23 protein-coding genes and 1 tRNA gene are annotated in these 26,821 nt (G+C 62.7%); 12 read left to right on the forward strand and 12 right to left on the reverse strand.

Annotated features, from left to right (window positions below; all coding sequences use genetic code 11):
- Positions 1 to 212 precede the first annotated feature (212 nt).
- Entirely contained in the window at positions 213 to 1,061 is an 849-nt protein-coding gene (locus tag IG629_RS14045; protein WP_193172576.1) for a LysR family transcriptional regulator, read from the reverse strand.
- Positions 1,062 to 1,174: 113 nt separating this feature from the next.
- On the opposite strand from IG629_RS14045, the gene IG629_RS14050 reads away from it, so the two are divergent.
- The 10 genes from IG629_RS14050 (at position 1,175) to trxA (ending at position 16,579) form a co-directional block, all read left to right on the forward strand.
- Positions 1,175 to 2,482: an aspartate aminotransferase family protein gene (locus IG629_RS14050; protein WP_226886723.1), complete on the forward strand. Its 1,308-nt coding sequence runs from the start codon at positions 1,175 to 1,177 to the stop codon at positions 2,480 to 2,482.
- A gap of 21 nt (positions 2,483 to 2,503) precedes the next feature.
- Entirely contained in the window at positions 2,504 to 3,988 is a 1,485-nt protein-coding gene (locus tag IG629_RS14055; RefSeq protein ID WP_226886725.1) for a pyridoxal phosphate-dependent decarboxylase family protein, read from the forward strand.
- A 22-nt stretch (positions 3,989 to 4,010) separates the two neighbouring features.
- Positions 4,011 to 4,691 carry a DUF4286 family protein gene (locus IG629_RS14060; protein ID WP_193172578.1) on the forward strand — a complete coding sequence of 227 codons (681 nt, stop codon included), beginning with the start codon at positions 4,011 to 4,013 and terminating at the stop codon, positions 4,689 to 4,691.
- A gap of 53 nt (positions 4,692 to 4,744) precedes the next feature.
- On the forward strand, positions 4,745 to 7,237 hold the full coding sequence (locus tag IG629_RS14065) for a sensor histidine kinase (protein ID WP_193172579.1): 2,493 nt from the start codon (positions 4,745 to 4,747) through the stop codon (positions 7,235 to 7,237).
- On the forward strand, positions 7,234 to 7,770 hold the full coding sequence (gene tsaE, locus IG629_RS14070) for a tRNA (adenosine(37)-N6)-threonylcarbamoyltransferase complex ATPase subunit type 1 TsaE (protein WP_193172580.1): 537 nt from the start codon (positions 7,234 to 7,236) through the stop codon (positions 7,768 to 7,770). Before IG629_RS14065 ends, tsaE begins: the two co-directional genes overlap by 4 nt.
- Positions 7,763 to 8,800 carry an aminoglycoside phosphotransferase family protein gene (locus tag IG629_RS14075; RefSeq protein ID WP_226886726.1) on the forward strand — a complete coding sequence of 346 codons (1,038 nt, stop codon included), beginning with the start codon at positions 7,763 to 7,765 and terminating at the stop codon, positions 8,798 to 8,800. Before tsaE ends, IG629_RS14075 begins: the two co-directional genes overlap by 8 nt.
- 16 nt (positions 8,801 to 8,816) lie before the next feature.
- The gene (locus tag IG629_RS14080) at positions 8,817 to 9,581 is read left to right on the forward strand and encodes a nucleotidyltransferase family protein (RefSeq protein ID WP_193172581.1); all 765 of its coding nucleotides are present in this window, start codon (positions 8,817 to 8,819) and stop codon (positions 9,579 to 9,581) included.
- A 23-nt stretch (positions 9,582 to 9,604) separates the two neighbouring features.
- A complete protein-coding gene (gene addB / locus IG629_RS14085; protein WP_193172582.1) occupies positions 9,605 to 12,598 on the forward strand; it encodes a double-strand break repair protein AddB in 2,994 nt (997 codons plus the stop codon).
- A 3-nt stretch (positions 12,599 to 12,601) separates the two neighbouring features.
- Complete coding sequence (addA, locus tag IG629_RS14090; protein WP_193172583.1) at positions 12,602 to 16,123, forward strand: double-strand break repair helicase AddA; 3,522 nt, start codon at positions 12,602 to 12,604, stop codon at positions 16,121 to 16,123.
- Between the two features lie 135 nt (positions 16,124 to 16,258).
- Positions 16,259 to 16,579 (forward strand): thioredoxin, encoded by a 321-nt coding sequence (gene trxA, locus IG629_RS14095; protein ID WP_028467080.1) that lies wholly within the window; start codon positions 16,259 to 16,261, stop codon positions 16,577 to 16,579.
- Between the two features lie 73 nt (positions 16,580 to 16,652).
- Here the strand turns inward: trxA and IG629_RS14100 are convergent, their stop codons facing one another.
- From IG629_RS14100 to IG629_RS14120, 5 genes are all read right to left on the reverse strand, one after another.
- Positions 16,653 to 17,198 carry a PAS domain-containing protein gene (locus IG629_RS14100; RefSeq protein ID WP_193172584.1) on the reverse strand — a complete coding sequence of 182 codons (546 nt, stop codon included), beginning with the start codon at positions 17,196 to 17,198 and terminating at the stop codon, positions 16,653 to 16,655.
- Positions 17,199 to 17,555: 357 nt separating this feature from the next.
- Positions 17,556 to 17,939: a cupin domain-containing protein gene (locus IG629_RS14105; RefSeq protein WP_193172585.1), complete on the reverse strand. Its 384-nt coding sequence runs from the start codon at positions 17,937 to 17,939 to the stop codon at positions 17,556 to 17,558.
- 84 nt (positions 17,940 to 18,023) lie between these two features.
- Positions 18,024 to 18,860 (reverse strand): pantoate--beta-alanine ligase, encoded by an 837-nt coding sequence (gene panC, locus IG629_RS14110; RefSeq protein ID WP_193172586.1) that lies wholly within the window; start codon positions 18,858 to 18,860, stop codon positions 18,024 to 18,026.
- A gap of 3 nt (positions 18,861 to 18,863) precedes the next feature.
- Complete coding sequence (gene panB, locus IG629_RS14115; RefSeq protein WP_193172587.1) at positions 18,864 to 19,706, reverse strand: 3-methyl-2-oxobutanoate hydroxymethyltransferase; 843 nt, start codon at positions 19,704 to 19,706, stop codon at positions 18,864 to 18,866.
- A 245-nt stretch (positions 19,707 to 19,951) separates the two neighbouring features.
- Positions 19,952 to 20,027 (reverse strand) — tRNA-Phe (locus tag IG629_RS14120).
- A 169-nt stretch (positions 20,028 to 20,196) separates the two neighbouring features.
- On the opposite strand from IG629_RS14120, the gene IG629_RS14125 reads away from it, so the two are divergent.
- Together IG629_RS14125 and IG629_RS14130 are read left to right on the forward strand one after the other, a co-directional pair.
- Entirely contained in the window at positions 20,197 to 21,402 is a 1,206-nt protein-coding gene (locus IG629_RS14125; protein WP_193172588.1) for a putative 2OG-Fe(II) oxygenase, read from the forward strand.
- 6 nt (positions 21,403 to 21,408) lie between these two features.
- Complete coding sequence (locus IG629_RS14130; RefSeq protein WP_193172589.1) at positions 21,409 to 23,250, forward strand: class I SAM-dependent methyltransferase; 1,842 nt, start codon at positions 21,409 to 21,411, stop codon at positions 23,248 to 23,250.
- 4 nt (positions 23,251 to 23,254) lie between these two features.
- On the opposite strand, the gene IG629_RS14135 is transcribed toward IG629_RS14130, so the two are convergent.
- From IG629_RS14135 to IG629_RS14160, 6 genes are all read right to left on the reverse strand, one after another.
- Complete coding sequence (locus IG629_RS14135) at positions 23,255 to 23,485, reverse strand: DNA gyrase inhibitor YacG (protein ID WP_193172590.1); 231 nt, start codon at positions 23,483 to 23,485, stop codon at positions 23,255 to 23,257.
- A 16-nt stretch (positions 23,486 to 23,501) separates the two neighbouring features.
- A complete protein-coding gene (locus tag IG629_RS14140; protein ID WP_193172591.1) occupies positions 23,502 to 24,812 on the reverse strand; it encodes a ribonuclease E/G in 1,311 nt (436 codons plus the stop codon).
- Positions 24,813 to 24,816: 4 nt separating this feature from the next.
- Positions 24,817 to 25,425: a Maf family protein gene (locus IG629_RS14145; RefSeq protein WP_193172592.1), complete on the reverse strand. Its 609-nt coding sequence runs from the start codon at positions 25,423 to 25,425 to the stop codon at positions 24,817 to 24,819.
- 19 nt (positions 25,426 to 25,444) lie between these two features.
- A complete protein-coding gene (gene infA / locus IG629_RS14150) occupies positions 25,445 to 25,663 on the reverse strand; it encodes a translation initiation factor IF-1 (RefSeq protein WP_028467089.1) in 219 nt (72 codons plus the stop codon).
- A 97-nt stretch (positions 25,664 to 25,760) separates the two neighbouring features.
- Positions 25,761 to 26,261 carry an arsenate-mycothiol transferase ArsC gene (locus tag IG629_RS14155; protein ID WP_193172593.1) on the reverse strand — a complete coding sequence of 167 codons (501 nt, stop codon included), beginning with the start codon at positions 26,259 to 26,261 and terminating at the stop codon, positions 25,761 to 25,763.
- A 7-nt stretch (positions 26,262 to 26,268) separates the two neighbouring features.
- Entirely contained in the window at positions 26,269 to 26,793 is a 525-nt protein-coding gene (locus IG629_RS14160) for a UPF0262 family protein (protein WP_193172594.1), read from the reverse strand.
- Positions 26,794 to 26,821 lie beyond the last annotated feature (28 nt).

Consider the following 26,821-nt stretch of genomic DNA (forward strand, 5'->3'; position numbering starts at 1 on the left):
CCTGATGCCTGGTGCCGGTCGGGAAGTGACCGGCAGGCGCTACCCTGATGCAGATAGCTGGAGTGCGGATAGCAGGCGAATTTTGGAGTTTCCTTTTTCGTATATGGAACGAGTTCCTTAAAATTCGATTAATTTTTTGAATCAATTGCACGCTACATCTCGCGTGCTTACCGGTGATGCCGCGTCCGGGGAGTTCTGCTGGCGGCGGGGATTTAGGGGCGGAGACTCTGTTTTACATATTCCCCGAAGGCCTTGACGGTGGGGGAGGGGCGCGGAGAAGCGTAGGAGAGGCTGATGCCTATATCGGGGAGCGGCGGCAGCAGTGCGTCGAGCACATGCAGGTCCTCGGGCACCGCGCTCCGGGTCACCACGCTGATCGCCTGGCCCGAGCGGGTGATCGCGAGCAGGGCGGCCAGCGAGTTGCTGGCGAAGGCGATCCGGTAGGTGAGCCCGGCCTGGTTCATGGCGGAAAGCGCGGCCCGGTAATCCAGCGTGTCCGGCGCCGAAAGCGCGAGCGGCAAGACCCGGTTTTGCAGAATCTCCGGGTTCGGGTTGTTGCCGACCCAAACGAAGCTTTCCGGACGGATGATCTGCTCCGGATCGGCGTCCGAGGGTAGCGAGATAAGCGCGGCATCGATCCGGCGGCGTTCGAGCAGGGCCCGCAGTTCGATCGTCGGGGCGGAGATCACCTCGATCTCGACATTTCCGTGACGCGCGGCGAAGCCCCGCAGGAGATCCGGAAAGAAGGCAGTCAGATAGTCCTCCGGGCAGCCGAAAGTGACCGAACCCTGCAACCCTGCGCCGCACAGCGTGGCAAGGGCTTCGTCATGGGCGCTGAGGATGCGCTCGGCATGGGCGAGCAGGCGGTCCCCGGCGGCGGTGAGCACGACGCCCTTGCTGGTCCGGTGCAGGACAGGCTCGCCGATGATGGTCTCCAGCCGTTGCATCTGCATGCTGACGGCGGACTGCGTCCGGCCGACCTGCTGCGCGGCGGCGCTGACGGAGCCGCCGCGAGCGACGAGAAGGAAGCTGCGGAGCAGCGGGATATCCAGGGTCTGCATTTGATATCAATAAAATTGATTACGGAATTTTGCATTATGAATTGTTCTTGGTTTTGATCTCTCCCTACCTTTGTGGGCATTGATCGCGCCCCGCCGGAATGAAGGAAACCGCCATGCCCGCCGCCGCTCCCAATGCCGCCTTCTGGTCCAACGTTTCTGACCATGTGATGCGCTACGGCCCAGAGTTCGAGAAACGCGTGATCGAGCGTGCCGAAGGGTGCTTCATGTACGACACCGACGGTGAACCGATCATGGATTTCACCTCGGGTCAGATGAGCGCGGTGCTCGGCCATTCGCACCCCGAAATTGTCAAAACGGTGCGCGAGCAGATCGGCAATCTCGACCATATTTTCAGCGGCATGCTGTCTCGCCCGGTCGTCGACCTCTGCACGCGGCTTGGCGCGTTGGTGCCCGGCCTGGAAAAGGTCCTGTTGCTCTCCACCGGCGCGGAATCGAACGAGGCCGCGATCCGTCTCGCCAAGCTCGTCACCGGCAAGCACGAGGTCGTCGCCTTCACCCGCAGCTGGCACGGCATGACCGGCGGTGCGGCCTCGGCGACCTACAGTACCAACCGGCGCGGCTACGGGCCGGCAAATGTCGGCGCCTTCGCCATCCCGGTACCGAATGCCTACCGGCCGCGCTTCAAGCATGCTGACGGCAGCCTCGACTGGCAGACCGAACTGGACGACGCCTTCGCGCAGGTCGACAGTCAGTGCACCGGCAATCTCGCCGCCTTCATCGCGGAGCCGATCCTCTCTTCCGGCGGGATCATCGAGTTGCCCGAGGGTTATCTCGCCGCCCTGAAGAAGAAATGCGAAGAGCGCGGCATGCTGCTGATCCTCGACGAGGCGCAGACCGGCATGGCCCGCACCGGTCACATGTTCGCCTTCCAGCGCGATGGCGTGACGCCGGACATCCTCACTCTCTCGAAGACCCTTGGTGCCGGACTGCCGCTCGCAGCGGTGCTGACAAGCCGGGAGATTGAGGAACAGGCCTTCGAACGCGGCTTCACCTTCCTCACCACCCATGTCTCCGACCCGTTGCCAGCCGCCGTCGGCCTGGCGGTGATGGACGTCATCGAGCGGGATCAGCTGATGGCGCGCGCGGTGACGGCCGGAGCCCGCCTCCGGAACGGGCTCGAATCCCTGCAGCAGCGCTTCGAATGTATCGGCGATGTGCGCGGCCGGGGACTGTTGCTCGGGATCGAGATCGTGACAGACCGGAACAGCCGGGTGCCGGATCTCGAAATGGGCGACCGGATCGGCGCCGAGGCGATGTCGCGCGGTCTCAGCATGAATATCGTCAAGGTCCCGGCGATGGGGGCAGTATTCCGGATCGCGCCGCCGCTGACGGTGACGGACGAGGAGCTCGACCGGGGCCTCGAGATCATGGGCGAGGCCATCGAGGCCGCCCAGCGCTGAAGGTGCGGGACGCTCTGGCCTATGCCGGAGCGTCCGTTTAAGCTGCCGCTCAAAATCGAGATGGAGGCAGCGACCACGATGACGCCCGAAGATTTCCGCCGCCACGCCCACGACCTTGTCGACTGGATGGCCGACTATATGGAGACGGTGGAGGAATATCCGGTGCGCGCGCAGACTGCGCCGGGCGAGATCGCGTCGAAGCTGCCGGAGGCACCGCCCGAAGCGGGGGAGCCGATGGAGCGGATCTTCGCGGATTTCAAATCGGACGTGATGCCGGGCATCACCCACTGGCAGCATCCGCGCTTTTTCGCTTATTTCCCGGCCAACAGCTCGCCGCCTTCGGTGCTGGCGGAAATGCTGACGGCGACGCTCGGCGCGCAATGCATGCTGTGGCAGACCAGTCCGGCGGCGACCGAGATGGAAACCAGGGTGCTGGACTGGCTCCGGCAGATGACTGGACTGCCGCAGGGGCTGACCGGCGTCATCCAGGATTCTGCCTCGGGAGCGATTCTCTGTGCGCTGCTGACGGCGCGGGAAAAGGCGACGGGCTGGAAAGCGAACGAACAGGGGCTCGGCAAGCAGCCGGCACTGACCGTCTACACGTCCAATCAGACCCATTCCGCGACCGAGAAGAATGTGAAGATCATCGGTCTTGGCCGGGAAAACCTCCGGCTGATCGACGTTGACGATAATTTCGCCCTGCGCCCGGAGGTGCTGGAAGAGCGGATCAAGGCTGATATTGCGGCTGGATGCGTTCCGGCTTGTGTCGTTGCCTCCGTCGGTGCCACCGGTGTTGGTGCTGTCGATCCGCTCCGGGCTATCGGCGAGATTTGCGAGCGGTACAACATCTTCCTGCATGTCGATGCTGCCTGGGCCGGGACGGCCTGGTTGCTTCCGGAACAGCGCTGGATGCTGGACGGCATCGAATATGCCGATAGTCTGGTCTTCAACCCGCACAAATGGATGCTGACGAATTTCGACTGTTCCGCCCATTTCGTGCGCGATCCGGATGCGCTCATCCGCACGCTTTCGATCCTGCCGGAGTTCCTGAAAAGCCGGGAGCAGGGCGCTGTGATCGATTACCGGGACTGGAGCGTGCCGCTTGGCCGCCGCTTCCGGGCATTGAAGCTCTGGATGGTGATCCGGTCCTACGGCGTCGAGGGCCTGCGCAAGATCATCCGCAAACATATCGATCTCGCAGCGGAGCTTGAGGAGCGGATCGAGGCCGAGCCGGATTTCGAAATCGTCGCACCGCGCTCGCTTGCGCTGATCAATTTCCGCTATCGCCCGGCGGGCATCGACAAGCCGGAGGCTCTTGACCGTCTCAACGCGGCCTTGCTTGAACGGATCAACGACGATGGACGAATATACCTCACCCAGAACAAGGTGCGGGGCCGGGCGGCGATCCGCTTTTCCATCGGGCAGACCAATACCGAAGAGCGCCATGTCCGCGAAGGCTGGGACGTGGTCACCGAAATAGCACGCAGTCTGGAAACGGGACTCTGAACAACAGGAGCCAGGGGGACTTATGAGTTTGTACGGAACCGGTATGCTGATGACCTTCACCGAGGTCGCGCCGGAAGACGAGGACGAGTTCAACGAGTGGTACAACCGCGAGCATATCGACGAGCGCGTCTGGATGCCCGGTTTCCATCGTGCCCGTCGCTATGTCGCGGCGGATGCCGATGCCCGCGTGAAATATTTCGCCAGCTATGAGACCGGGACGGTCCAGGACCTGGCGGACCCGGACTATATGGCCCGGCTCGCGGTGCAGAGTGAGTGGAGCCAGAAGGTTATGGCAGGCTTCACAAAGTTCGACCGGCTGACGGTTGATGTCACTGTCGATCAGACCCATGGATTTTCCGGCTGGCTCGGCGTGACCCGGTTGTTTCCGGAACAAGGCGTGCATGACCGGCTGCGCGAGTCTCTCAAGACGACTGTGCTGCCGGAGCTCGGCAAGCGCCTGAACATGCTTGGCGGCTGCCTTGCCGAGAACAACATCGATGTCAGTAACGTCGGTCTCGCTGCTCAGGGAAAACCCGTGCCGCCAGGGCAGACCCCGGAATGGGTCGTGCTGCTGGATGGCGCTACAGAGGCATCGGTACGGGACGCAAATGACGGGCTGGCGGAGGCTTTGGAAGAAGCAGGTGTCGCTGCGGCCAGTCTGGATCAAACAATTTACGGTTTTCTTTTTGGGAACAACCGGTAAGCACGGAGCGTCTTTCCTTGAGCGGTGTTTATCGGGCGCGTAGGCTGACGCGCATGAAACGTTATGCGATCCGTTGTAGTGCCCTGTCCGTGTCGGCCGTCTGTCTGGCCGCTCTGATCCCGGTCGCGCGTGCGGAACCTGTAGAGGCGATGGAAAGTCTCTCGCTCGGCATTTCATCGAGCCCGTTCACCGCGGTGCTTCTCGCATTTGCGCTTGCCTCTGTGATCGCATTGGGGGTGGTCCAGTTTTTGTACCGTGGGCGTTTCAATGCCTTGCGGGCGGAACGCGATACGCTTGCCGCCGCCCTGGACGGACGCGACGCTGCTCTTCAGATGCCTTCTGTCGGAATGATCGGGCTGATCACGGACAATGCGTCCGGGGGCGGGTCTGTGCTGCGCTATGTTAGCCCGTCCGTCTGCACGTTGCTGCGCGCAGATGCTGAACGCCTTCAAAGCATCGATGATATTGCCGGCTATCTCGCCGAAGGTTCAGGGGTCACTTTGGGGTCTGCGGTTCGGACGCTGATGGCCGAAGGGAAATCCTTCTCCTTCGTCGCCGAGATCCGCCACGGAGCGCGCGTTCTCAAGGTTTCGGGTATTCCGGTCGAAGCCGGCTCCGGCAAGTCCCCTCGGGCGGCTCTCGCGCTGGTCGACATCTCCGACGAAGTGCAAAGCCGCGCGATTGCGGAAGAAGAAGCGCGGAGCAGAAGGCGCAGGAACGAGGATTTGCTCGCTTCCATCAATCTGCAGACCACGCCGTTCTGGCGCCGCGACGAAAACCTGCAGATCCGTTTTGCCAACATTGCGGCGGATATCATCGATCTGGATTCGGAATCGGCGCGCGATACCTCACGGCGTGCCCGGCGTCTTGGGGCGCCCTATTCGGAAAGCCGGTTTATCGTCGTCGATGGCGAGCGCCGGCTGTTCGAGGTGACCGAGGCGCCGAGCCCGGATGCGCGCGGGACGGTCGGCTGGGCCATTGACGTTACGTCTCTGGAAGAGTCGCAGGCCGAAATCGCGCGACACATCGCAGCGCATGAAGACGTGCTTGAAGGGCTGTCCACGGCAATCGCGATCTTCGGCCCGGACAAGCGGCTGAAATTCTTCAACAGCGCTTTCGCGGAGCTTTGGCAAGTCGATCCGGCGCAGCTTGATGCTGATCCGACCATCACCGAGTTTCTTGAATTGCTGCGGGAGTTGCGCCGGCTGCCGGAGCAATCGGATTTCCGTGCGTACCGGGATCACTGGAACGGGCTCTTCACGCGTCTGATCGATCCGATGGAGGATTTCTTCTTCCTGCCGGACGACCGCACATTGCGCATGGTGGTGATGCCGCATCCTTTCGGCGGTCTTTTCCTGACCTTCGAGGATGTGACCGATCGGCTCGCGCTGGAACGGAGCTACAACACGCTGAACGAGGTGCAGCGTGAGACCATCGACAATCTTGCCGAAGGCGTTGTCGTGTTCGGCGCGGACGGGCGGATGACATTGTCCAACCCGACCTTCCTCAGTATGTGGGACCTCGATCCGGATTTCCGGGATCAATCGCTTCATGTGTCAGACGTTCTTGATGCCATGCGGCCACTCTTTCCGCCCTTGGAAGAACGGGACTGGGACAGCTACAAGCAGGAATTCGCCGCCCGGTTTGCAGACCGGGTCTCAGAGCATGGACGCACGGAGCGTCCTGACGGGACCGCCCTTGAATATTCGTTTGTTCCGTTGCCCGACGGCGCAACGCTGGTCAATTTCCTGGATGTGACGGATACACTGAACGTCCAGCGTGCATTGCAGGACCGGAACGAGGCGCTGGAAACGGCGGATAGGCTGAAGAGTGAGTTCATCGCCAATGTGTCTTATGAGCTGCGTACGCCACTGAACGCGATCATCGGTTTCGCCGAGATGCTTAATGACGGCTATGTCGGCGAAGTCAGCGACAAGCAGCGGGATTACCTGAAGGCAATTCTCGACTCGTCCGGCCGTCTCTCGGCATTGATCGGCAACATTATCGATCTCGCTTCCATCGAGGCGGGGTACCTGACACTGGAGCCGCAGGAGCTTGACGTCCGCGAGGTCGCTGATGCGGCTATCTTGCTGATAGAGGAAAGAGCCCGTAGCCAGGGTGTCGAGATAGAGGTCGAAATTGATGACGCGGTGTCCGGTATAGAGGCAGACGACCGTCGGCTGCGGCAAATCCTGTTCAATCTCGTGTCCAGCGCGCTCCAGTTCACGTCGCAAGGGGAGCGTATCAATCTCTCCGTCCGAGCACAGGACGACGATATTCTGTTTTCTGTCATGGATGACGGCAGCGGTGTTCCGGACGAAATGCGTAACCTGATTTTCGAAGCGTTTAGCGGACCCGATCGCGGCGGCCGAGCGCAGGGGCCGGATCTGGCGCTGCCCCTCGTAAGGCGCCTGGTCGAATTGCATGGCGGAGCCATGTCGGTGGAGCCGGTCGAAGGAGCGGGACTGTGTATTCAGTGCCGTCTGCCGCGCCATGCCATTACGCCGGGCACAACGGCAAAACTGGCAGGTGAGCTGGTCTTATGACATCAGGCGTTGGCTTGGTGCGCCTTACCGTCAATGGGCAGCCGGCAACCGAGAACCTGGCCGGCGCCTGCGCCGGTTTTGCCATCCCGGGCTGTACGTTCCTGCTTTCAGGTGGCCTCGGTGCCGGAAAGTCGACATTCGCCCGCGCCTTTGTCCGTGCTCTGATTGGAGCGGACGAGGAGGTGCCCAGTCCGACTTTTACCTTGGTCCAGCAATATGGCCCGATTGATCGTGGCGGCGTCGATATCGAGATTTGGCATGCCGATCTTTATAGGCTCGGCGACCCGGACGAGGTTCTTGAACTGGGGTTAGACGAAGCCTTCGGGACTGCAATTTGCCTCATTGAGTGGCCGGATCGTCTTGGCTCTTTTGCACCGAATGATGCCATTGAATTGATTTTCGACTTTGCAGCGGATAAAGGCGCGGGGTCGGAAGTGCGGGAGGTTATCGCGCGGGTTCCGGACAAATGGCGCGCGGACTTTGCCGCCGCCTGTGAGAAAGCCGGAGTTGAGGTGCGTGGACCAGATGAGTGAAATGAATGCGGTGGATGCCAGAGAAGCCAAGCGCCGCGCATTCTGGCAGCGGGCCGGGTGGGAAGGCGCCGTGGAAGGACCGCTTGCCGCCGATGCGTCCTTCAGGCGCTATTTTCGGCTAAAGCACGCGGATGGCCGGGCTGCGGTCGTCATGGACGCGCCCCCCGAGAAGGAAGACGTCCGGCCGTTCGTTTCTGTCGGAGAAATCCTCTCGGGTTTCGGTTACAGCGTCCCGCGCCTGTTGGCTGCCGATGATGCGGACGGCTTTCTGCTTCTCGAGGATCTGGGCGACACGACCTATACCCGCGCGCTGGCGGCGGGTCAGGACGAACATGCTCTCTACAGCCTTGCGACGGACCTGCTGACGGATCTGGCAAGGCGCGGGCTCGACGGTGTCGCGGGCAATGTTCCGGCCTACAGCGACGAAAAGCTGCTGCAGGAAGTGATGTTGTTTGTCGACTGGTATCTCCGGCCAGGCGTCGGACTTGAGGTCGACGATTCGGCGCGCGAAGCTTTCGCAGATGCCTGGCGGGCTTGCCTGCCTGCTGCGCGTTCCGCTCCGGAGGTGCTCGTCCTCAGAGACTATCATGTAGACAATATGATGTTGCTCCCGGATCGTCCTGGCATAGCGGCCTGCGGGTTGCTGGATTTCCAGGACGCGGTGGTCGGTCCCGCCAGCTACGATCTGGTGTCGCTGTTGCAGGATTGCCGCCGGGATATCTCTGGACCTGTTGTCAAATCGGCGATGGAGCGTTATTTCGCGGCCATGCCAGAGATCGTGAACCAGCAGGCGTTCCTGAGCTCCTATCGCGTGCTTGGAGCCCAGCGTCATTTCAAGGTGCTCGGGATCTTCGGTCGGCAGACGGTGCTTTACGGCAATCACGGCTATCTGGTGCATATGCCGCGGCTCTGGAGGCTTACTCTGGAGAATTTATCCGATGAAGCTCTTGCGCCCGTCCGGGAATGGATCGAAAAACACGTGCCAGAGTCCCATCGCGTGACACCGCCGCCGGGCGGATACGCTGCCTGAGGAAAATCCGAACGCCATGCTGCTGACCCGACTGAAGACGAAAAAGACCACGATTCCCGAGACTGCAATGATCCTCGCAGCCGGACGGGGCACACGGTTGGCGCCCTTGACCGACAAGACTCCGAAGCCGTTGACGGAAGTCGACGGCAAGGCCCTGATCGACCACATTCTGGAGCGCCTGGTCGCGGTCGGTGTGAAGCGCGTGGTGGTGAATGTCTTCTACCTCGGCGAGCAGATCGAAGCGCATCTCGACGGCCGGACGGATGTGGAGATCGTCATCAGCCGTGAGGATAGCCTTCTCGATACCGGCGGAGGCGTTGTGAATGCCCTGCCGCTTCTGGGGAGCGATCCGTTCTTCGTGATCAATGGCGACAGCCTCTGGGTCGATGCCATGAAGCCGACGCTGGCGCGGTTGGCCGAGGCTTGGCATGCGAAAGACATGGATGCATTGCTGTTGCTGCATCCTTCGGCCCGAGTCTCCGGCTCTCTTGGCCGCGGGGATTTCACCATGGACGTGGTTGGCCACCTTACCCGTCGGGAAGAGAGGCGAGTCGCGCCCTACACCTATATGGGCACCTCGATCCTGCATCCGCGCCTGTTCGAGGGTGCGCCGGACGGGGCCTTCTCCCTGAACCTTCTCTATGACAAGGCCCAGGAGGCGGAACGTCTCTACGGTGCCCTGCATGACGGGCTCTGGTATCATATCAGCACGGTTGAGGATCTTGAGCAGGCGCGGAGGCTTTTCGCGCAGGGGCATGTGCCCGATGTGCCCTTCTTCTGAGGTCCGGTAACAAGGGAGACGGCATGGGTGTCGGCGGGCTCTACGCCATCGAGGCGACGGACGGTTTCGCTGATACGCTGGCGCGGGGGCTCTGGCAGGAGGCCGGGGAAGACCCGATGGTCCTTGCCCGGATGTCCGTCCTGGTGCCGACCCGCCGTGCGGTCCGGACCCTTCGCGAGAGCTTTCTCCGTCTCGGCAACGGCCGTCCAATGCTGTTGCCCGCGCTCCGGCCCGTTGGTGATATCGACGATGACGAAGCGGGATTCAGTGGGCTCGACGGTGCCGCTGCCGCTGGCGATTTGGCGCCGGCCATTCCGGGCCTGCGCCGACAGCTTTTGCTGACCCAGCTTGTTCAGCGTTTTCTTGAGCGGAAAGATAGCGGGACCGCGATCCAGGCGGCCGGGATCGATCATGCGGCCCTGCTGGCGGGCGAACTCGCGAACTTTCTCGATCAGGTCCATACCGAACAGGTGCCCTATGCGGGCCTCGCCAGCCTCGCGAAAGAGCGCTACGCATCGCATTGGCAGGAAGTGCTGGAATTCCTCTCCATCGCTACCGAATTCTGGCCCGCTCTCTTGGCAGAGGAAGGGGCGGTGGAAGCGCCGCTGAGGCATTCCGAATTGGTCGACCGGCTTTCGGCGCGTTGGGCGGAGCATCCCCCTGAAGATCCCGTCATCGTCGCTGGCTCGACCGGCAGTATCCCGGCCACCGCGCGCCTGATGGGCGCAGTGCTGGACCTGCCGCTCGGCGCCGTGGTGCTGCCAGGGCTGGACCGGGACGCGGATGAGGTAACCTGGGCCGCCATCGGGCAGGACCCGGGCCATGCACAGCATGGACTGGCTCACCTGCTGAAGAGTCTCGGTCGCGAGCGGTCGGACGTGCGCGAATGGCCGACATCGGGAGCCGGTGCCGTGCGGGCGCCGCGCAGGCGGCTGATCCAGGAAACCCTGCGCCCGGCGGAGACGACGGAAGCCTGGCGGCGGCTTCCGGAAGAGCATGCGGAGCTTCTGTCCGGCGGCATCGACGGCCTGTCCATGCTGGCCTGTCCTGGCCATCACGAGGAAGCGGAAACCATTGCCCTGATGCTGCGTGAGGCATTGGAGGATGAGACACGGACGGCGGCGCTTGTGACACCGGACCGGGTTCTGGCGCGCCGGGTGAAGTCGGCACTTCGTCGCTGGGATATCGAGGTTGACGATTCCGCCGGGCAGCCGCTGGCGGCGACCGGCCCGATGACCTTCTGGCTGGCGACCGCCGAAATGGCGGCCAATGCCTGCGCGCCGGTGCCGCTGCTTGCGGCGCTGAAGCATCCGCTTGCCGCAGGCGGCATGGAGATCCCGCGTTTCCGCCGCCGGGTCCGCACACTGGAACGCAGCGTCTTGCGTGGCCCGCGCCCGGCACCGGGCATCGACGGCCTTCTGAACGCGGTGCGCTCTTCGTACCCTGAAGAGGAACAGCAGGACGCGCTTGACTGGATCGGCAGGCTGTCCTCTTCAGTTACGCATTTCTCGGAGCTGCTGGACAGTAAGGCAGTTTCGCTGATTGACCTGCTCTCCGCCCACAACGCCATGGCTGAAACGCTTGCGGCGACGGATGAGGAAACGGGCGATCGCAGGCTGTGGGCCGGAGAGGCAGGCGAAGACGCGGCCAACTTCCTGGGCGAGCTGGTTGAGGCCGTGCGCGATTTCCCGGCCATAGAGGGACGATCCTATGGTGCTTTCCTCGAAGCCCTGCTGGTCGGCCGTGTGCACCGGCCGCGTTACGGCACACATCCGCGTCTGGCTATCCTTGGCCCGCTCGAAGGCCGGTTGCAGCAGTTCGATCTGATGATTCTCGGTGGTCTGAACGAAGGTACCTGGCCGCCGGATCCCGGCGCCGATCCATGGATGAGCCGCCCGATGCGCGCCGAGTTCGGCCTGCCGTCGCCGGAGCGCCGCATCGGTCTCTCGGCACACGATTTCCAGATGGCGGCCTCGGCGCCCGAAGTGGTGCTGACGCGGGCTGAACGGGTCGAAGGCGCGCCTACGGTCGCCTCGCGCTGGTGGTTGCGCATGGAGACGGTGCTCCGGGCGCTGAAACTGCAAGACAAGGTGGGGCGGCGGGTGGCGGATTATCCGCTCTGGCAGCAGGCACTGGATGCGCCGAAGAAACTGGCGCCGGTCCAACCGCCCGCGCCATGTCCGCCGGTCGACCTGCGGCCTCGGAAGTTCTCCGTCACCGAGATCGAAACCTGGGTGCGCGACCCCTACGCGATCTATGCCAAGCGTATTCTCGGGCTTAGAAGCCTGGACGAGATTGACGAGGACCCGGGCGCCGCTGACCGGGGCACGATGATCCACGATTCGCTGGATCTGTTTGTGCAGGAGTTCCCTGACGATCTGCCGCCGGGCGCGCTTGAACGTCTATTGGAGATCGGCCGGGAGCAGTTCGCCCCCGCTATGTTGCGCCCCTCGGTGCATGCCTTCTGGTGGCCGCGTTTCGAGCGGATTGCTGAATGGATCGCGGCGATGGATGGACCGCGACGGGCCACCCTCACGCGTATCTGGACGGAACGCAAAGGGACCATCTCCATTGCAGGCCCGTTCGCCTCCGTGGAGCTGACCTGCAAGGCGGACCGGATCGAACGGCAGGCGGATGGCAGTTACGTCATCGTGGACTACAAGACCGGCGGGCCGCCGACGGACAAGCAGGTCCGGGCAGGTCTCTCGCCGCAGCTGCCGCTGGAAGCGATGATGCTGGCCATGGACGGTTTCGCCGAAATCCCGGCAGGCGCCATAGGCGCGCTGGAATATTGGCGGCTCAGCGGTGGAGAGCCAGCGGGCGAGCGCAAGCCCCTGAAAGGCAATCTGGAAGAGTTGATCGAAGAGGCGGAAGCGGGACTTCTTGAGCTTGTCAGGGTGTTCGACGACCCGAAGACGCCCTACCGATCCCGTCCCGCCCCCGAGCATGCGCCGCGTTACTCCGACTATGAGCATCTGGCCAGGGTCAAGGAATGGTCCGCGGCGGGGGAGCTTTAGGTAATGGCCGAGCATGATCCAAACGCGGTGATCGCCGAGGCTGATCTGGCGCAACGCCGGGCCGCCGATCCTGCCGCCTCGGTCTGGGTTGCGGCCTCTGCCGGAACCGGCAAGACCAAGGTGCTGACGGATCGGGTGCTGAACCTGCTGCTCGCTGGTGCCGATCCGGGGCGCATTCTCTGTTTGACCTTCACCAAGGCGGCTGCCGCGGAAATGTCCGCCCGTATATCGGCGAAGCTCTCCGAATGGGCCGTTATCGGTGAGACGGATCTGACCGGCCAGCTGGCCCGCTTGCTCGGGCGGCAGCCGATGCAGGACCAGATTGCCCTCGCCCGGCGTCTGTTTGCCCGCACGCTCGATACGCCGGGCGGTCTGAAGATCCAGACCATTCATGCTTTTTGCCAGGCCGTGCTGAAACGCTTCCCGCTGGAAGCTGGCCTGCCGCCGCATTTCCAGGTGATGGACGACCGGACGGCCGCCGAAAGGCTGGGGGATGCCCGGGACAGGGTTCTGAACGCGGCGTCGGCAGCACCGGAAAGCCCGCTCGGCGCGGCGCTGCGTCTGATCAACCAGCGTTTCGCGGAGGAAACTTTCGACGGCCTGGTCTCCGAGTTGCTGATGGAACGTGCGCGGCTCTCCCGCTTCTTCGAGGGTATTGGCGGACCCGGACAGATCGCACCAGCCTTGCTTGCCCATCTCGATTTGCCGGAAGGGGAGAGCAGGGAAAGCGTCATGCGGGACGCTGTGTCCGACACGGCGCTCGATGCTGTCGGCCTGCGCCGGGCCATGGAAGCTCTTGCGGGAAGCAGCAAGACGGACGCGGACCGGGCGGAAAGCCTCGCAGCGTTTCTGGCAGCTGATACCGATACAAGGATTGATCTCTTTGGGAGTTACGGCTCGGTCTTTCTGACCGGTGACGGAGGCATGCGCAAACGGCTGGCCACGAAGAAAGCCATCGAGACGTTCGCCGATATCGAGACCGTCCTGGCGCGGGAGGCGGAGCGCCTGATCGCCGTGCGCCAATTGTTGAACACCATCGGACTGGCGGAGCGGACCGCCGCCGTGCTGCGCATCTCGGCCGCCGTTCTAAAGGAGTACGAAGGGGGGAAACGGCGCGGGGCGCTGGTCGATTTCGAGGATCTTGTCGCAACCGTCTGCGAGCTGTTGCGCCGGCCCGGTGTGGCTGCATGGGTGCTGTTCAAACTGGATGGCGGGCTCGACCATATCCTGATCGACGAGGCGCAGGACACCAACCCAGAACAGTGGGATGTGGTCCGCGCCCTGACCGAGGAGTTTTTCTCCGGCGAGGGCGCTTTCGAGGAAGCGCGCGGGGCCGGGCGGAGCATCTTCGCTGTGGGCGACGTCAAACAATCGATCTTCAGCTTCCAGCGGGCCGACCCAGAAGGCTTCCTGCGCATGCGGCGGCACTTCGCGGCGCGGGTGGAAACGGCCTCCAAGAGCTGGGCGTCGGTCGATCTTGAGGTCAGTTTCCGGTCCGGCGCCGCCGTGCTCGGGCTGGTCGATCGCCTGTTCAACAGCCTGCCTGCCGCCGAAGGCGTGCTGGAGGCCGGTGAGGACGGTGAGTTTCTGTCGATCCGGCATGGCGTATCCCGCAGCGGCGATGCCAGCCTGGTGGAACTCTGGCCGCCATTTGAGCCGGTGGAGAGCGAGGATGAAGGCGCCTGGGCCGTACCGGTTACCCAGCGCGGCCTCGATAACCCGGCCTCCCGCCTTGCCGGAGCCATTGCCGGACGCATCCACCAGTGGATCGACCGGGGAGAGGTTTTGTCCTCGAAAGGGCGCCCGATCGGACCTGGCGATATCATGATTCTGGTCCGCCGCCGGGGCGGTTTCGTGCATGAGATGGTGCGCGCCCTGAAGGAACGCGATATCGACGTTGCCGGTGTCGACCGCATGGTGCTGAGTGACCAGATCGCGGTCATGGACCTGATCGCGCTCGGCCGATTCCTGCTGTTGCAGGACGATGATCTGACATTGGCGACGGTGCTGAAAAGCCCGCTGATCGGGCTTGATGAAGACGAGCTGTTTGAGCTCGCCCATGGCCGAAAGGAGCACCGGCTCTGGCGCGAGTTACGTCGCCGGGCGCCCGTGAACCCATCCTTTGCCCGGGCGGACCGGCTGCTCTCATCCTATCTCGCGCGAACCGACACGACACCGCCCTATGAGCTTTTCGCCGGCATTCTTGCCGAGGGTGAGCCGAGCGGACGGCGGCGGATTCTTGAACGGCTCGGCATCGAGGCCGCTGACCCGCTGGATGAATTCCTGGCACAGGCGCTGGAATATGAGCGCGGCCATGTCGCCTCCCTGCAGGGTTTTCTGCATTGGCTGGAAGCGTCAGAGAGCGACATCAAGCGCGATATGGAAGGTGGCGAAGGTGGCCGCGTCCGGGTGATGACCGTGCATGGCTCGAAAGGCCTGCAGGCCCCCATCGTTTTCATGCCGGATACGCTGCAGCTTCCTCGTGGCACGGCGAAGATTCTCTGGGGCGAGCGGGAGGACGGCGTGCCGGTGCCTCTCTGTGCTCCGGCCAAGCCTGAGGATGCACCCGCCAGCACGTCGGCGAAGGAAGCGGCGGAGCGCAAGCGGAACGAGGAATATCGCCGGCTACTCTATGTCGCCATGACCCGGGCGGAGGACCGGCTTTATGTCGGCGGCTGGGCGACAAAGCAGCGGGCGCCGGAGGGCAACTGGTACGAGTTGATCCGCAATGCGCTAAGCGAGATCGCGACGCCGGTGGAAGATCCCGTCGTTTCCGGAGCTGCCGGGTCCGACCTGCCGGTGCTGCGCTATGAGACGCCGCAGGAGCGGACGGTGGAAGCAAAGGCTACGGAGGCGGCTAAGGTCTCCGAGAAGCCTTCGTTGCCGCTCTGGGCGCTGGCACAGCCTGCGCCGGAGCCGGTACCGCCGCGCCCGCTGATGCCATCCCGTCCGAGCGAGCAGGAGCCGGCTACGCGCTCTCCACTTTCTGCCGCCGACGAGGGGCGGTTCAAGCGCGGGCAGCTGTTGCACCGGCTGCTGCAGGTGCTCCCCGATCTTCCGGCAGAAAGGCGCCGGGATGCAGGGCTGGCATTCCTGCAGCGTCCCGTTCACGGGCTCGCGCCGGGGCTTGCCGAGCGTTATGCCGATGAGATCATGAGCGTGCTGGAACATCCGGACTGGGCCGGACTTTTCGCGCCCGGCTCACGCGCGGAAGTGCCTATCGTCGGACAGGTCGGGACCGGGGGTGGCGAGGTGACGGTCGTTTCGGGGCAGATCGACCGGCTTCTGGTTGAGGACGACCGGGTGACGGTGGTGGATTTCAAGACCAACCGGCCGCCGCCGGAACGGCTTGAAGATGTGCCGGTGGCTTATCTGAGGCAGATGGCAGCCTATCGTGCGCTGCTTGCCAGGATGTTCGAGGGGCGTGCCGTGCGCTGCCTGTTGCTCTGGACGGACGGGCCTTTTCTGACCGATTTGCCGGGTGATTTGCTTGATGGATACGGGCCGGGAGTGGTTTCCGGGTGAGACAGCCTTTGATTTCATTCCGGAAATTTGAACGCGACACCCGTTGCCTTGACGCGGCTGATCCGGCTTCCTAGATTCACTGTCCATGCGAGGGCGCGACCCGGCATGTGAGATTTGTCAAACGAGGATTGCCCCATGTCGACGGTCAAAGTCACCGACTCCAGCTTTTCCGACAGCGTTCTGAATTCCGACAAACCGGTTCTGGTCGATTTCTGGGCCGAATGGTGCGGCCCCTGCAAAGCCATTGCTCCGGCGCTTGAGGAAATGGCGCAGTCGATGGGTGATCGGGTTACCGTCGCCAAGATCAATATCGACGAGAATCCGCAGATCCCGCAGCAATACGGCGTCCGGGGTATCCCGACCCTGATCCTGTTCAAGGACGGCCAGGTTGCCGCGACCAAGATGGGCGCGATGCCGAAGGCACAGCTTCAGCAGTGGGTCGACGAAGCGCTCTGACGTAAATCGGCTGACTGGACTAAAGAAACGGGCGCCCTTGAGGCGCCTGTTTTTTGTATGGATGCCCGGAGGCTCAGGTTTTTTTGCGCCCGCCGAAAACGGAGAAACTGCCGATCTGGTTCTTCGGGGTGTTCTGTTCGACGACCACGATCAGCAGGATGAACTGGTCTATGGAAGTTCCGTTTGAACTGTAGGGCAGGATGATCCGGTCGTAACGCAAGGAACTGCCATCATCACCGATAGGGTAGACCCGCTGGGAGAAATGGGCCTGTCCTGATTTCGCGATCTCCAGGTAAGTCTGGGTCGCAGTCTCAAGATAGGTGCCCTGATAGAGCTCTTCGAAGCTCTTTCCTGTTGGGTCGCGCCCGGCACGTCTCGCAATCTCAGTGCCGGCAAGCCGGTATCGAAGTTTTTCGTGCCCTTCGTCTCCGGAGCGCTCGATAATGGCCATTCTCGGCATATAACGGTGAAATGCGAGGGGATCAAAAGTGCTGCGCAGCGGTACGTCTTCTCCCCGCCGGTTTTCCTGCCAGTGGGAGAACAGCGCGCGATGCTCAGGATGATCGAGCGTCGCTGCATCGGCGACGACGCCTGCATAGTCTCTATTTTCCGTATTCATATATAATTCTGATAAAGAAACGCCAAAATATTTTGAATGGTTGGTAAAAAATAATAAGAGCGTTCAGGAAATCAAGTTGGTATGTATTTCCTGTCTTGGAAGATAGATATTAAATGATTTCATAAAATTATTTCTGAATTGATTCAATGTAAGTATTGCTTCAAAAACGGCGTATTGGGCCGCAATGTTAGGGTGAGTTGTTGATTAATAGGTGACGCAACAAGGTATTCTTGAAGGTTCTGGCTTTTGGATGTGTTGACGCCAAATGGTATGCGTTGTCGGGCGGTTTGAGCCACAGTCCCGCTAAGCTATGAACTTTCAGCTCTTCACGCGATTGCCGGTCATGTAAGGCGGCGTTCAGTCATCTTTGTCGAGGAACTGGTTCGGTTTGTGGAACATGCTGAGCATGAGGGCGCCTTCCGGGGCCCGCGCAATATGTCTGCTACCCGCCGGCCGCCAGGCATACTCACCTGGGCCGATCGATCCTTGCTCGTCCTCAAGGCGGCCTTCAAGCATATAGGTCTGCTCGATCTCGACATGTTCGTGGAAAGGGAGAACCGCGCCGGGCGCCCAGCGGAAGAGTGCCGTCATCAGCCCGGTTTCCTTGTCCTCCATCAGAACTTTCATGTCGACGCCCTCGAAGCGCGTCGGGGTCCAGGACAGGCGCTCCGGGTCCACCATCCGCGAGTCGAGAGGGGTTAACCCCGCGTGGTCAGGATAGTTCGGCGTTTCGATGGCCATTTTGTTTCCTCCTCTTTGTGCGTTTTTTCGCGACTTTGGGGATGGAAGCATAACGCAAACGAACAGTGTGTGGCGTGAGTCCGCTCAGATCCCGAGATTGTCGATCAGACGGCAGTTGCCCAGTCTGGCGGCGGCGAAGATCCGCAAATTCTCAGCTTGTGTCTCCGCGAGGGCGAAACTGTCCTGATCGCGAATGTCGATATAGATCGCCTCGTCGAACCCGGCCGCGAGGACGTCCTCCCGCGCTTTGGCTGCAGCGACGCGGGGATCGGCACCGGCGTGGACCGCCTCGGACGCTGCGATCATGACGCGGTGAAGGGCCGGGGCGATGTTCCTTTGTTTCGGGTCGAGATAGGCGTTCCGCGAGGACAGGGCCAGACCGTCGGCTTCGCGGATCGTCGGCGCCCCGAGAATCTCGATCGGCAGATCGAGGTCGCGGGCCATGGTTCGGATCACGGTCAGTTGCTGGAAATCCTTTTCGCCGAAAATCGCGATGTCCGGCAGGGATTGGATCAAGAGCTTGGCGACCACGGTCGCCACCCCGGTGAAGAAGCCCGGTCGGCTCGCTCCCTCCATCACCTCGGAGATGTCGTGCACGGTGACCTCGGTCTTGTAGCCGGCGGCGTACATCTCGCCCGGGTCCGGCATATAGACAGCATCGCAGCCTGCTGTCCTGAACTTGGCGAGATCTCCCTCCTCGTCACGGGGGTAGCTTTCGAAATCCTCGTTCGGGCCGAATTGGCGCGGGTTGACGAAGATGGTGGCAACGCAGCGCTCGGCCCGTTCCAGTCCGAGCCGGACCAATGACAGGTGACCTTCATGCACTGCCCCCATGGTCGGTGTCAGGGCGACTGTCTCGCCAGCGCGTTGCCACGCGGCCACCTGCGCGCGGAGCGCGGCTTTCGTGCGGATGACATCCATTTCCTACTCCTTCGTCGCCGGCGTTCCGGCATAGATATTGTCCTGTCCCGGAAAGGCACGGGTCCGCACGTCATCCGCCCAACGCTGCGCCGCCTCGCGGATGGTTCCGGCGAGATCGGCGTACCGTTCGGCGAATTTCGGCAGGTGCCCGTCGTAAAGACCGACCAAATCGTCGGTGACCAGAATCTGGCCATCGCACGCTGCGGAAGCCCCGATACCGATGGTCGGAATGGACAGCGCTTCGGTAATGCTGCGGGCGACCGGCTCCAGCGTTCCCTCGATAACAGTGGCGAAGGCGCCGGCGCGTTCGACGGCGAGGGCGTCTTCCATGACCTGTCGGGCGCCGTCCTCGCCCCGGCCCTGGATGCGGAACCCGTTCTCGGCCTGTTGCGGCAACAGGCCGATATGGCCGAGTACCGGGATGCCGTCGGTGACGAGCGCGGCGATGGAGGCTTCGATGGCGACCCCGCCTTCGAGCTTCACGGCCTCGGCGCCGGTCTCTGCCATCACCCGTCGGGCGCTGGCGAGGGCCTGTTCTGGTCCATCTTCGTAAGTGCCCGCTGGCAGGTCAACGACAACGCAGGCATGGCGCGCGCGGCGCGTCACGGCCCGGCCGTGGGCGATCATCATGTCGAGCGTGACGCCGACGGTCCCGTCCATGCCGTAGATCACCATGCCGAGGGAATCGCCGACCAACAGCAGGTCGCAGATCGGATCGAGATAGGCGGCGACCGGCGCGGTATAGGCTGTCAGGCAGACGAGCGGGCGCGCTGGATCGGCGTTGCGGATCTTGTCCGGGCCGATCCGGGTCGCGCCGTCCGCGGAGGCCGGGGCATTCTGTTGCATATGGCTTCCCTTTTCCGAGAGACAGACCATGTGTCTGCTAGGAGGCGGGATCTACCGCGGAAATCCGAGCTTTCCAACAGTTATGCTGCATCGCGGAAAAACAGTGCACCGCAAAATCCTCGGCGCGACAACTGCTGCTGACACAAGGTGCTGGACGACTTCACGGATGTAGCGAAGCTGCTAAAGATGGCACGCTGCCCGGAGCAGGTTTTGTGTGCGTAATTTGGCGGTGGAGAAGGAAGGAGTGGTGCCCAGGGGCGGATTCGAACCACCGACACGCGGATTTTCAATCCGCTGCTCTACCAACTGAGCTACCTGGGCACACTGTCGATGCCGCTGCGCAAGCGCCGCAGAACCGACGAGAGGCAGGTGTATAGAAGATATCATCCGGGCTGTCCAGCGCCCAATAAGTGCTTTTTTTCGTGGCCTGCTTGATGGCGGGGCACATCGGCGCTATCCAAGGATCAGCTTGCCGGGGAGTGGCGCACAGATGCAGTTATCCGAGGCTTTATCGCTCGCGATTTCACACCAGAATGCCGGCCGGGATCAGGCGGCAGCGGATATCTACGACCGGATTCTGGAAGTGGATCCCGGCAATCCGCCGGCGGCCACGCTGCGAGCCCGCATTCACCTGAAACGAGGCGAGCTTGACGATGCCGATCGGCTGACATCCGCGGCGATCCGCAGTGCGCCGGACTTCATGCAAGCCTGGAATGCGCGCGGAGATATTCTGGATGCCCGCCAGAAGCCGGAGGACGCCGCGGCCGCCTGGCGTCGGTCCCTGATAACCGGCCCCGCTAATACAGGCCCGTTCGTCGGCATCGGCAATCAGCTACAGCTGGACAAGGAGACGGGGGCTGCGGCCCGCGCATATGCCCGCGCCCTGATTGGGCAGCCGGGGAATATCGCGGCAGCGAACAATTTGGCCCAGGCATTGCTGATCGAAGGCGATGTGGACCGTGCATTGGCGGTGACGGACCGGGTGTTGCAGCGACAGCCCACGCATGTTCGCGCGACCGCCTACCGGTCCATAGCGCTTGAGGAGCTCGGGCGATATGACGAGGTCGACCGGCTGATTGCCCAAGGCAGTGCAACCCGGCCGCTCCGCTTTTCCGTGCCGGCAGGCTATGCCGATCATGCTGAATTCAACGCGGCGCTATCGGAGGAAATTCGCCATCACCCGAATATCTCCGGCGATCTCGATCCGTTGCGCCGGGCGATCCGGGGCGGGGCCTTCGTGCCGCAACTCTTCGACCACAAGGGGCCGGCCATTGCTGCGTTCGAGCGCATGCTGTCGGAAGGCCTCAACGCGTATATCGCCGGTTTGCCAAAGGACCCGTCGCATCCCTTCTTCGCCCGCATCCCGGAGCGCTATGCCGTCAACATCTGGGCCAATATCCTTGGCGACGATGGCCATCAGAGCGCTCATATCCATAATGCGGGCTGGCTCAGTGGAACCTATTACGCTGCAATCCCCGAAACGGTCGCGCCGGATGACGAGACGCGGGCGGGTTGGCTCGAGTTCAACCGGCCGGGCTATGGCATTCCCCACCGCGGTACGCGTCCGCTTGATGCGGTCTGTCCGGAACTCGGCATGGCCGTGGTCTTCCCCTCCTATGTCTGGCACAGCACGGTGCCGTTCCGGGGCGGTGGAGAGCGGATCAGCATTGCGTTCGACCTGCATATCGATGACTGAACGGTGATGGCCTTGGATCCGATGGCGCGGCTGCGCGAGGCATCCGCTTTGATGCGGCAGGGCCGTGCCGGAGAGGCCGCCGATATTTTCGCGGAGGTCGCGCGCGCCAATCCGCGTCAGCCGGAGCTGCTGAACAACCTCGGGGTCGCGCTGAAGGCCGCCGGCCGCCTGAAAGAGGCGGTGCACGCCTATCGACGCGCCCTCAAGCTTGCGCCGGACTACGCCGTTGCCGAGGGTAATCTCGCACGCGTGCTGCTCGCTCTCGGCGATGGCTCAGGAGCTGTAAGGCATTTCGAAAGCGCGCACCGGCGTGCCCCCGAGGGGGGATATCTGGCGGACATGCTGGATGCGCTTGCCGGTCTGCGCTTCAAGAGTCCGGATGCGAAGATGAAGGTCCTGATGTTGGATCTGTTCGCGCGCCGGGATATCGACCTGCAGCGGCTGGCACCTGCCGCGCTGTCGCTGGTGATGGCCAACCGGACATATGCCAAGGGGGCGGACGCAGCCTGGCGCTGGCTGCGGGAGGATGGTGAGGCCCCGCCGCCTTTACCGGATGATCCGTTGCTGGCCCTGTTGCTCGTCTGGACCACGCTGCCCGACCCGCGACTTGAAGCCTGGATGACCGCAGAGCGGCGGCGGTTGCTGGTCGACGGCCGTAACTCCGCGAAAACCGATGCGCTGGCCTGTTTGGCGTTGCAGGCGATGACGGCGGAATATGCCTGGATGGAGCAGGCGGATGAAACGGCGGCGGTAACCGCGTTGCTTTCGCAGGATGCGCTCAACCTGGAACAGGCCCTACTGGTTGCCCTGTATCGTGACCCGGCACAGGTTCCCGCAGCGATCAAGGCTCTGCGCGATGGAGCTGCGGACGGCGCGACGGCGCTCGTATTCGACCGTGCGATCACGGAGCCGGATACGGAAAAGGCGCTGGCGGCCGCGCTGCCCGCGTTGACGCCGATGGGCAAAGATGCGACCTCCGAAAGAGTGCGCGATCAGTACGAGACCCACCCTTATCCGCGCTGGCGCAGTGTCGACGGGCAGATCCGGCGCAAACCGCTGGACGCCCACCTGCGCGAGCGCTTCCCGGCCGTCCGGTTCGACGGTATCGATATCGCCCGTCCCAGACTGCTGGTCGCCGGATGCGGCACCGGGCGGCACGCGATCCAGACGGCGGCGCGGTACGAGGGCGTCGAGGTCACGGCCATCGATCTCAGCCGCCGGTCACTCGGCTATGCGGCGCGTATGGCAGAGGAGCTGGGGCGCACGAACATCAACTTCGCCCAAGCCGATATCCTGGAACTCGGCGCCCTGGAAGAAAGCTTCGATGTGATCGAATGCTCCGGCGTATTGCACCATATGGCGGACCCGATGGCTGGTTGGAAAGTCTTGCGCGGTTTGCTGAAGCCGGGCGGCCTTATGCGGGTCGCGCTCTACAGCGATATCGCCCGTGCCCGCTTCGCCAAGTTGCAGGCGGAGATTGACGCGGAGGATGAAGCCGGGATCGCAGCGGAAATCCGGCGACGACGGAACGATATCCTGAAACTCGCGGAGGACGATCCGGCCGCCATCGTCTGGCAGACTGGCGATTTTTATTCCCTCAGCGGCTGCCGGGACCTGCTCTTTCACCGGCGCGAAGTGCGTTATGGCTGGCCGGAGATTGGCGCGGCTGTTGCTGAGCTAGATCTGAAGCTGGTCGGGGTGGAAACGGCGTCGGCTGACCTGAAAGCGCTGTACCGGCAACGGTTTCCGGACGACCCGTCGGCGACGAGCCCGGACAACTGGAATGTGCTTGAGCGGGAGTACCCGGACAGTTTTCTGGCGATGTATCAGTTCTGGTGTCAGGCTTGATGCGTTAGCGCTCTTTGCGCTCTTCCATCGCCCGCGCCAGATCGACCAGTTCGGCTTCGTCCGGCACCTCATTGGTCTGCAACCGGTAATCGCCGCCGAGCCAGCGGCCGAGGTCGATGGTCTTGCAGCGATCCGAACAGAACGGACGGAATTCCTTCACCATCGGCTTGCCGCAGATCGCACAACCGGCCTTGCGCTTGCGCTTCTTCTTGTCGAACGTGCTGATATCGCCCATTTACCCGCTCCCCGTTCTATCGCCGCGCCGGGCCGATTTCGATCTGGTCCAGCCGGAATGCCGGATCTGTCGTCACTTTCAGGAAGCCGCCCAACCTGTCTTTCGTCTCGTCGAGAGCCTTGCGGCCGGGCCCGTCGAGCCAGTCCGCGACGTCCTGCGCGCAGATCATTTCCGGCTGCGCGATGCCTTGGGTTTCACGCAATAGCCGGCGCAGCGCCTCGAGCGCAATCGTAGCGGCGCGCGGGTGCTGTTCGACTGGACGCATCATGTCGTCACGTAGTGACCGCCCGGCCCGGGTGACGGTGATTTCCAGCACGCCGCTGCGGGTCCAGCCAAGAACCTGCGGAGGTTGCTCCTGCGCCAGCGACGGCCAGCCCTCGAACGCGGCCTGCATCGCCTCGGCAACACGGTCACGATCCGCCTTCGCGGGAAGTTTCGGGAAATCCACCAGAACAAGACCGGAGAGGCGACGCAGCCGGATCTCGGCGGCGAGGTCTTCTGTCATACTCTCGAAAAGCTGCGGCCAGGCTTTGGGGTTTTCCGCCGCACCCGCGATGTCCACGTCGATGGCGACCAGTGCTTCCGTCTCGTCGAAAGTAAGAGCGGTGCCATTGGAGAGTTGCAGACGGCGGGCGAGCGCCCTGTCTATCTGACTGTCGAGATCCTCTTTCGCGAAGACTGCCCCGTCGCTGCTGTCGGTAAGCACTGCGGCGGGAAAGGCTGCCTTGATTCGATCTTCCAGGTCCGGTGCCGCACGCAAAACCTTTGGCCCGTCGCCCGCGGCCAGCGCGTCTTCAACGGATTTCCATTCGGTCAGAAGCTTAGTCAGGTCGGCAATCAGCTGAATATCTTCGGCTTCGGCAGCTTGTGCTGAAACGTGAAGGCCAATACCCGGGGGCAAGAGTGGCTGCAGAAGGGTTTTCAGCCGCTCCCGTTTGCCTTTGGCCTTGAGGGTGCCGGCGATTGAGAATTCGGGCTCGTCCGGCCGCAGGCTGACAAAGCGTCCCGCAAGGGCGACCTGCCGCGTTGCCTGTGGTTGTTTGCGACCCGCAGCGTCTGTTGTCACGGTGACGGCGACCAGTGCGCCTTCCGGCGGCGGCGCCTTCTTGCCGAGTTTCAGGAACGCCTCGCCATGGCCGAGATCGATGAAAGCGGCGTTCAACTCAGCCCGGACGGCGGTGACGCGCGCAATTGCGACCTCCCCGGCACGACGGGACGCACCGCCGATCCGGTCGATCCATAGATCGGTCAGGGTGCTGTCGGCGAGTCCGGCAATCCGGGTCTCGCCAGGCGAGCGGTCGATGATCAGTCGGTCGGGGTCACACATGGCTTCAATCGTAGCGGAAGCCGAGCCCGGCCAAAAGGGCATGGGTCTCGTAGAGGTCGAGGCCGACGACATTGGAATGGGAGCCTGACAGCATGCGGATATAAATAGCGGCGAGACCCTGGATGGCATACCCGCCGGCCTTTCCTTCCCATTCTCCCGACACGATATAGGTGTCGATCTCCATTTCGGTCAGTCGTTTGAAGGCGACTGTCGTGGTGGCGATCCGGCTGCGTGTCTCACCACCGGGCGCGATCAGCCGGATTGCGCCGATCACTCGATGGCGGCGGCCGGAAAGATGCCCGAGGCATTTGCGTGCTTCGGCCTCTGTTTCGGCTTTAGGCAGGATTCGGCGTCCGCTGGCGACAACCGTGTCGGCGGCAAGGATGAAAGCATCAGGATGCGCGGCTGCGACCGCGTTAGCCTTTTCCCAGGCAACGCGTTCGGCATAGGCATCCGGCAATTCGCGGGGCTTCGGGGTCTCGTCGATATCGGCTGGGCTGACGGCATCAGGGGTGAGCCCGATGCGGGCAAGCAGATCCAGCCGACGCGGCGAGGCGGAGGCCAAAACGAAATGCGCGCCGGAAGGGGCGCGCAATCGAAGGGGGCCAGACATGGCCGTCACCTCGGAAGACTTACTTGAAGCGGAAGGTGATACGACCCTTGGTCAGATCGTATGGGGTCATTTCCACGTTCACCCGATCGCCGGCCAAAACCCGGATCCGGTTCTTGCGCATCTTGCCGCTGGTATGGGCGAGCACTTCGTGTTCATTGTCCAGCTTCACCCGGAACATGGCGTTCGGAAGAAGTTCCGAAACGGTCCCGGAAAATTCAATTACGTCTTCTTTCGGCATTCCTGCTCCTTCAAGTCTCCGAAGATCGGCCAAATAAGTGCGCCGCGCGGTGCAGCGGGTCAAGGTCTTTTCTGGTCATGGCCGGGCTGCGCGAGGGTTATTCCGCTGTTTGGTTTTCATTCAACAGGGCTGCGAACCTCTTCCTGATGCGTCGCATCAGCTCATCGCGAACCTGACGATAGGCATCCAGACGCATGTCGCGGGAGCCTTCGATGATCGTTGCGTCCAGCATTGGCCAATACTCGATATCGCACGCCATGGTCCGGGTCATCTCGATGGCCCGGTGTTGTGCCTCCGGGGACAGGGAGACGATGACGTCGAAGAAATCGTCCTCCATCTGGTCGAAACTTTTCGGCGCGTGGCGCGAGATGTCGATGCCGACCTCCTTCAGAACCTCGACGGCGAAAGGATCGAGATCGCCATTCCGCACGCCGCAGGAATCCACGTAGGCCTTCATGCCGATCAGATGCTTCATGATCGCTTCGGCCATGGGCGAGCGGACGGCATTCTGGGTGCAGGCGAAAAGAACGGCGCTCGGCTCCTGGATGGGTTCGCCCAGCGGTGACGGGGCGTCAGGGAGAGGAGGGCGATCCGTCATGTCCGGCTCACCCCCGGATATGGAGGACGCAGATGAGGGTAAAGAGCCGCCGGGCGGTGTCGAAATCGATATCGACCTTGCCGGACAGCCGCTCCATCAGAAGCGTCGAGCCGTCGTTATGGAGGCCACGCCGACCCATGTCGATGGCCTCGATCTGTGACGGGTTCAGACGTTTGATGGCGTCGTAATAGCTCTCGCAAATCTTGAAGTAGTCCCGTACCACACGGCGGAACGGCGACATGGCGAGCCAGATCTTGTAATTGCCGCCCCGTGCCGGATCGGTGATATCGAACAGCAGGCGGTTTTCCTCGATCCGCAATCTCAGCTCGTAAGGGCCACCCTGATCGTCCCCTGCAGGGGCGAAGCTGTTGTCTTCCAGAAGATCGTAGATGGCGACGGCGCGTTCGTGCTCAACCTCGGGGCTGCGCCGGATCACGGCGGGTTCATCCAGCTCGATCTTCGCTATACGCGCATTGGCGCGGCGCGCATCCTCGTCTTCCTCGATCGGGCCGTCGCCGAAATCGCGCGCCATGGCTTGCTCCCGCCTACTCGGCGGGGGC

The sequence above is a fragment of the Nisaea nitritireducens genome, from assembly GCF_014904795.1.
In the GTDB taxonomy this organism is placed as follows: domain Bacteria; phylum Pseudomonadota; class Alphaproteobacteria; order Thalassobaculales; family Thalassobaculaceae; genus Nisaea; species Nisaea nitritireducens.

What these genes read in the sequence shown, in the direction of transcription:
- IG629_RS14045 (WP_193172576.1), bottom strand. Translation starts at nt 1,061, where the DNA reads ATGCAGACCCTGGATATCCCGCTGCTCCGCAGCTTCCTTCTCGTCGCT.
- IG629_RS14050 (WP_226886723.1), top strand. Translation starts at nt 1,175, where the DNA reads ATGCCCGCCGCCGCTCCCAATGCCGCCTTCTGGTCCAACGTTTCTGAC.
- IG629_RS14055 (WP_226886725.1), top strand. Translation starts at nt 2,504, where the DNA reads ATGCCGGAGCGTCCGTTTAAGCTGCCGCTCAAAATCGAGATGGAGGCA.
- IG629_RS14060 (WP_193172578.1), top strand. Translation starts at nt 4,011, where the DNA reads ATGAGTTTGTACGGAACCGGTATGCTGATGACCTTCACCGAGGTCGCG.
- IG629_RS14065 (WP_193172579.1), top strand. Translation starts at nt 4,745, where the DNA reads ATGAAACGTTATGCGATCCGTTGTAGTGCCCTGTCCGTGTCGGCCGTC.
- tsaE (WP_193172580.1), top strand. Translation starts at nt 7,234, where the DNA reads ATGACATCAGGCGTTGGCTTGGTGCGCCTTACCGTCAATGGGCAGCCG.
- IG629_RS14075 (WP_226886726.1), top strand. Translation starts at nt 7,763, where the DNA reads ATGAGTGAAATGAATGCGGTGGATGCCAGAGAAGCCAAGCGCCGCGCA.
- IG629_RS14080 (WP_193172581.1), top strand. Translation starts at nt 8,817, where the DNA reads ATGCTGCTGACCCGACTGAAGACGAAAAAGACCACGATTCCCGAGACT.
- addB (WP_193172582.1), top strand. Translation starts at nt 9,605, where the DNA reads ATGGGTGTCGGCGGGCTCTACGCCATCGAGGCGACGGACGGTTTCGCT.
- addA (WP_193172583.1), top strand. Translation starts at nt 12,602, where the DNA reads ATGGCCGAGCATGATCCAAACGCGGTGATCGCCGAGGCTGATCTGGCG.
- trxA (WP_028467080.1), top strand. Translation starts at nt 16,259, where the DNA reads ATGTCGACGGTCAAAGTCACCGACTCCAGCTTTTCCGACAGCGTTCTG.
- IG629_RS14100 (WP_193172584.1), bottom strand. Translation starts at nt 17,198, where the DNA reads ATGAATACGGAAAATAGAGACTATGCAGGCGTCGTCGCCGATGCAGCG.
- IG629_RS14105 (WP_193172585.1), bottom strand. Translation starts at nt 17,939, where the DNA reads ATGGCCATCGAAACGCCGAACTATCCTGACCACGCGGGGTTAACCCCT.
- panC (WP_193172586.1), bottom strand. Translation starts at nt 18,860, where the DNA reads ATGGATGTCATCCGCACGAAAGCCGCGCTCCGCGCGCAGGTGGCCGCG.
- panB (WP_193172587.1), bottom strand. Translation starts at nt 19,706, where the DNA reads ATGCAACAGAATGCCCCGGCCTCCGCGGACGGCGCGACCCGGATCGGC.
- IG629_RS14125 (WP_193172588.1), top strand. Translation starts at nt 20,197, where the DNA reads ATGCAGTTATCCGAGGCTTTATCGCTCGCGATTTCACACCAGAATGCC.
- IG629_RS14130 (WP_193172589.1), top strand. Translation starts at nt 21,409, where the DNA reads ATGGCCTTGGATCCGATGGCGCGGCTGCGCGAGGCATCCGCTTTGATG.
- IG629_RS14135 (WP_193172590.1), bottom strand. Translation starts at nt 23,485, where the DNA reads ATGGGCGATATCAGCACGTTCGACAAGAAGAAGCGCAAGCGCAAGGCC.
- IG629_RS14140 (WP_193172591.1), bottom strand. Translation starts at nt 24,812, where the DNA reads ATGTGTGACCCCGACCGACTGATCATCGACCGCTCGCCTGGCGAGACC.
- IG629_RS14145 (WP_193172592.1), bottom strand. Translation starts at nt 25,425, where the DNA reads ATGTCTGGCCCCCTTCGATTGCGCGCCCCTTCCGGCGCGCATTTCGTT.
- infA (WP_028467089.1), bottom strand. Translation starts at nt 25,663, where the DNA reads ATGCCGAAAGAAGACGTAATTGAATTTTCCGGGACCGTTTCGGAACTT.
- IG629_RS14155 (WP_193172593.1), bottom strand. Translation starts at nt 26,261, where the DNA reads ATGACGGATCGCCCTCCTCTCCCTGACGCCCCGTCACCGCTGGGCGAA.
- IG629_RS14160 (WP_193172594.1), bottom strand. Translation starts at nt 26,793, where the DNA reads ATGGCGCGCGATTTCGGCGACGGCCCGATCGAGGAAGACGAGGATGCG.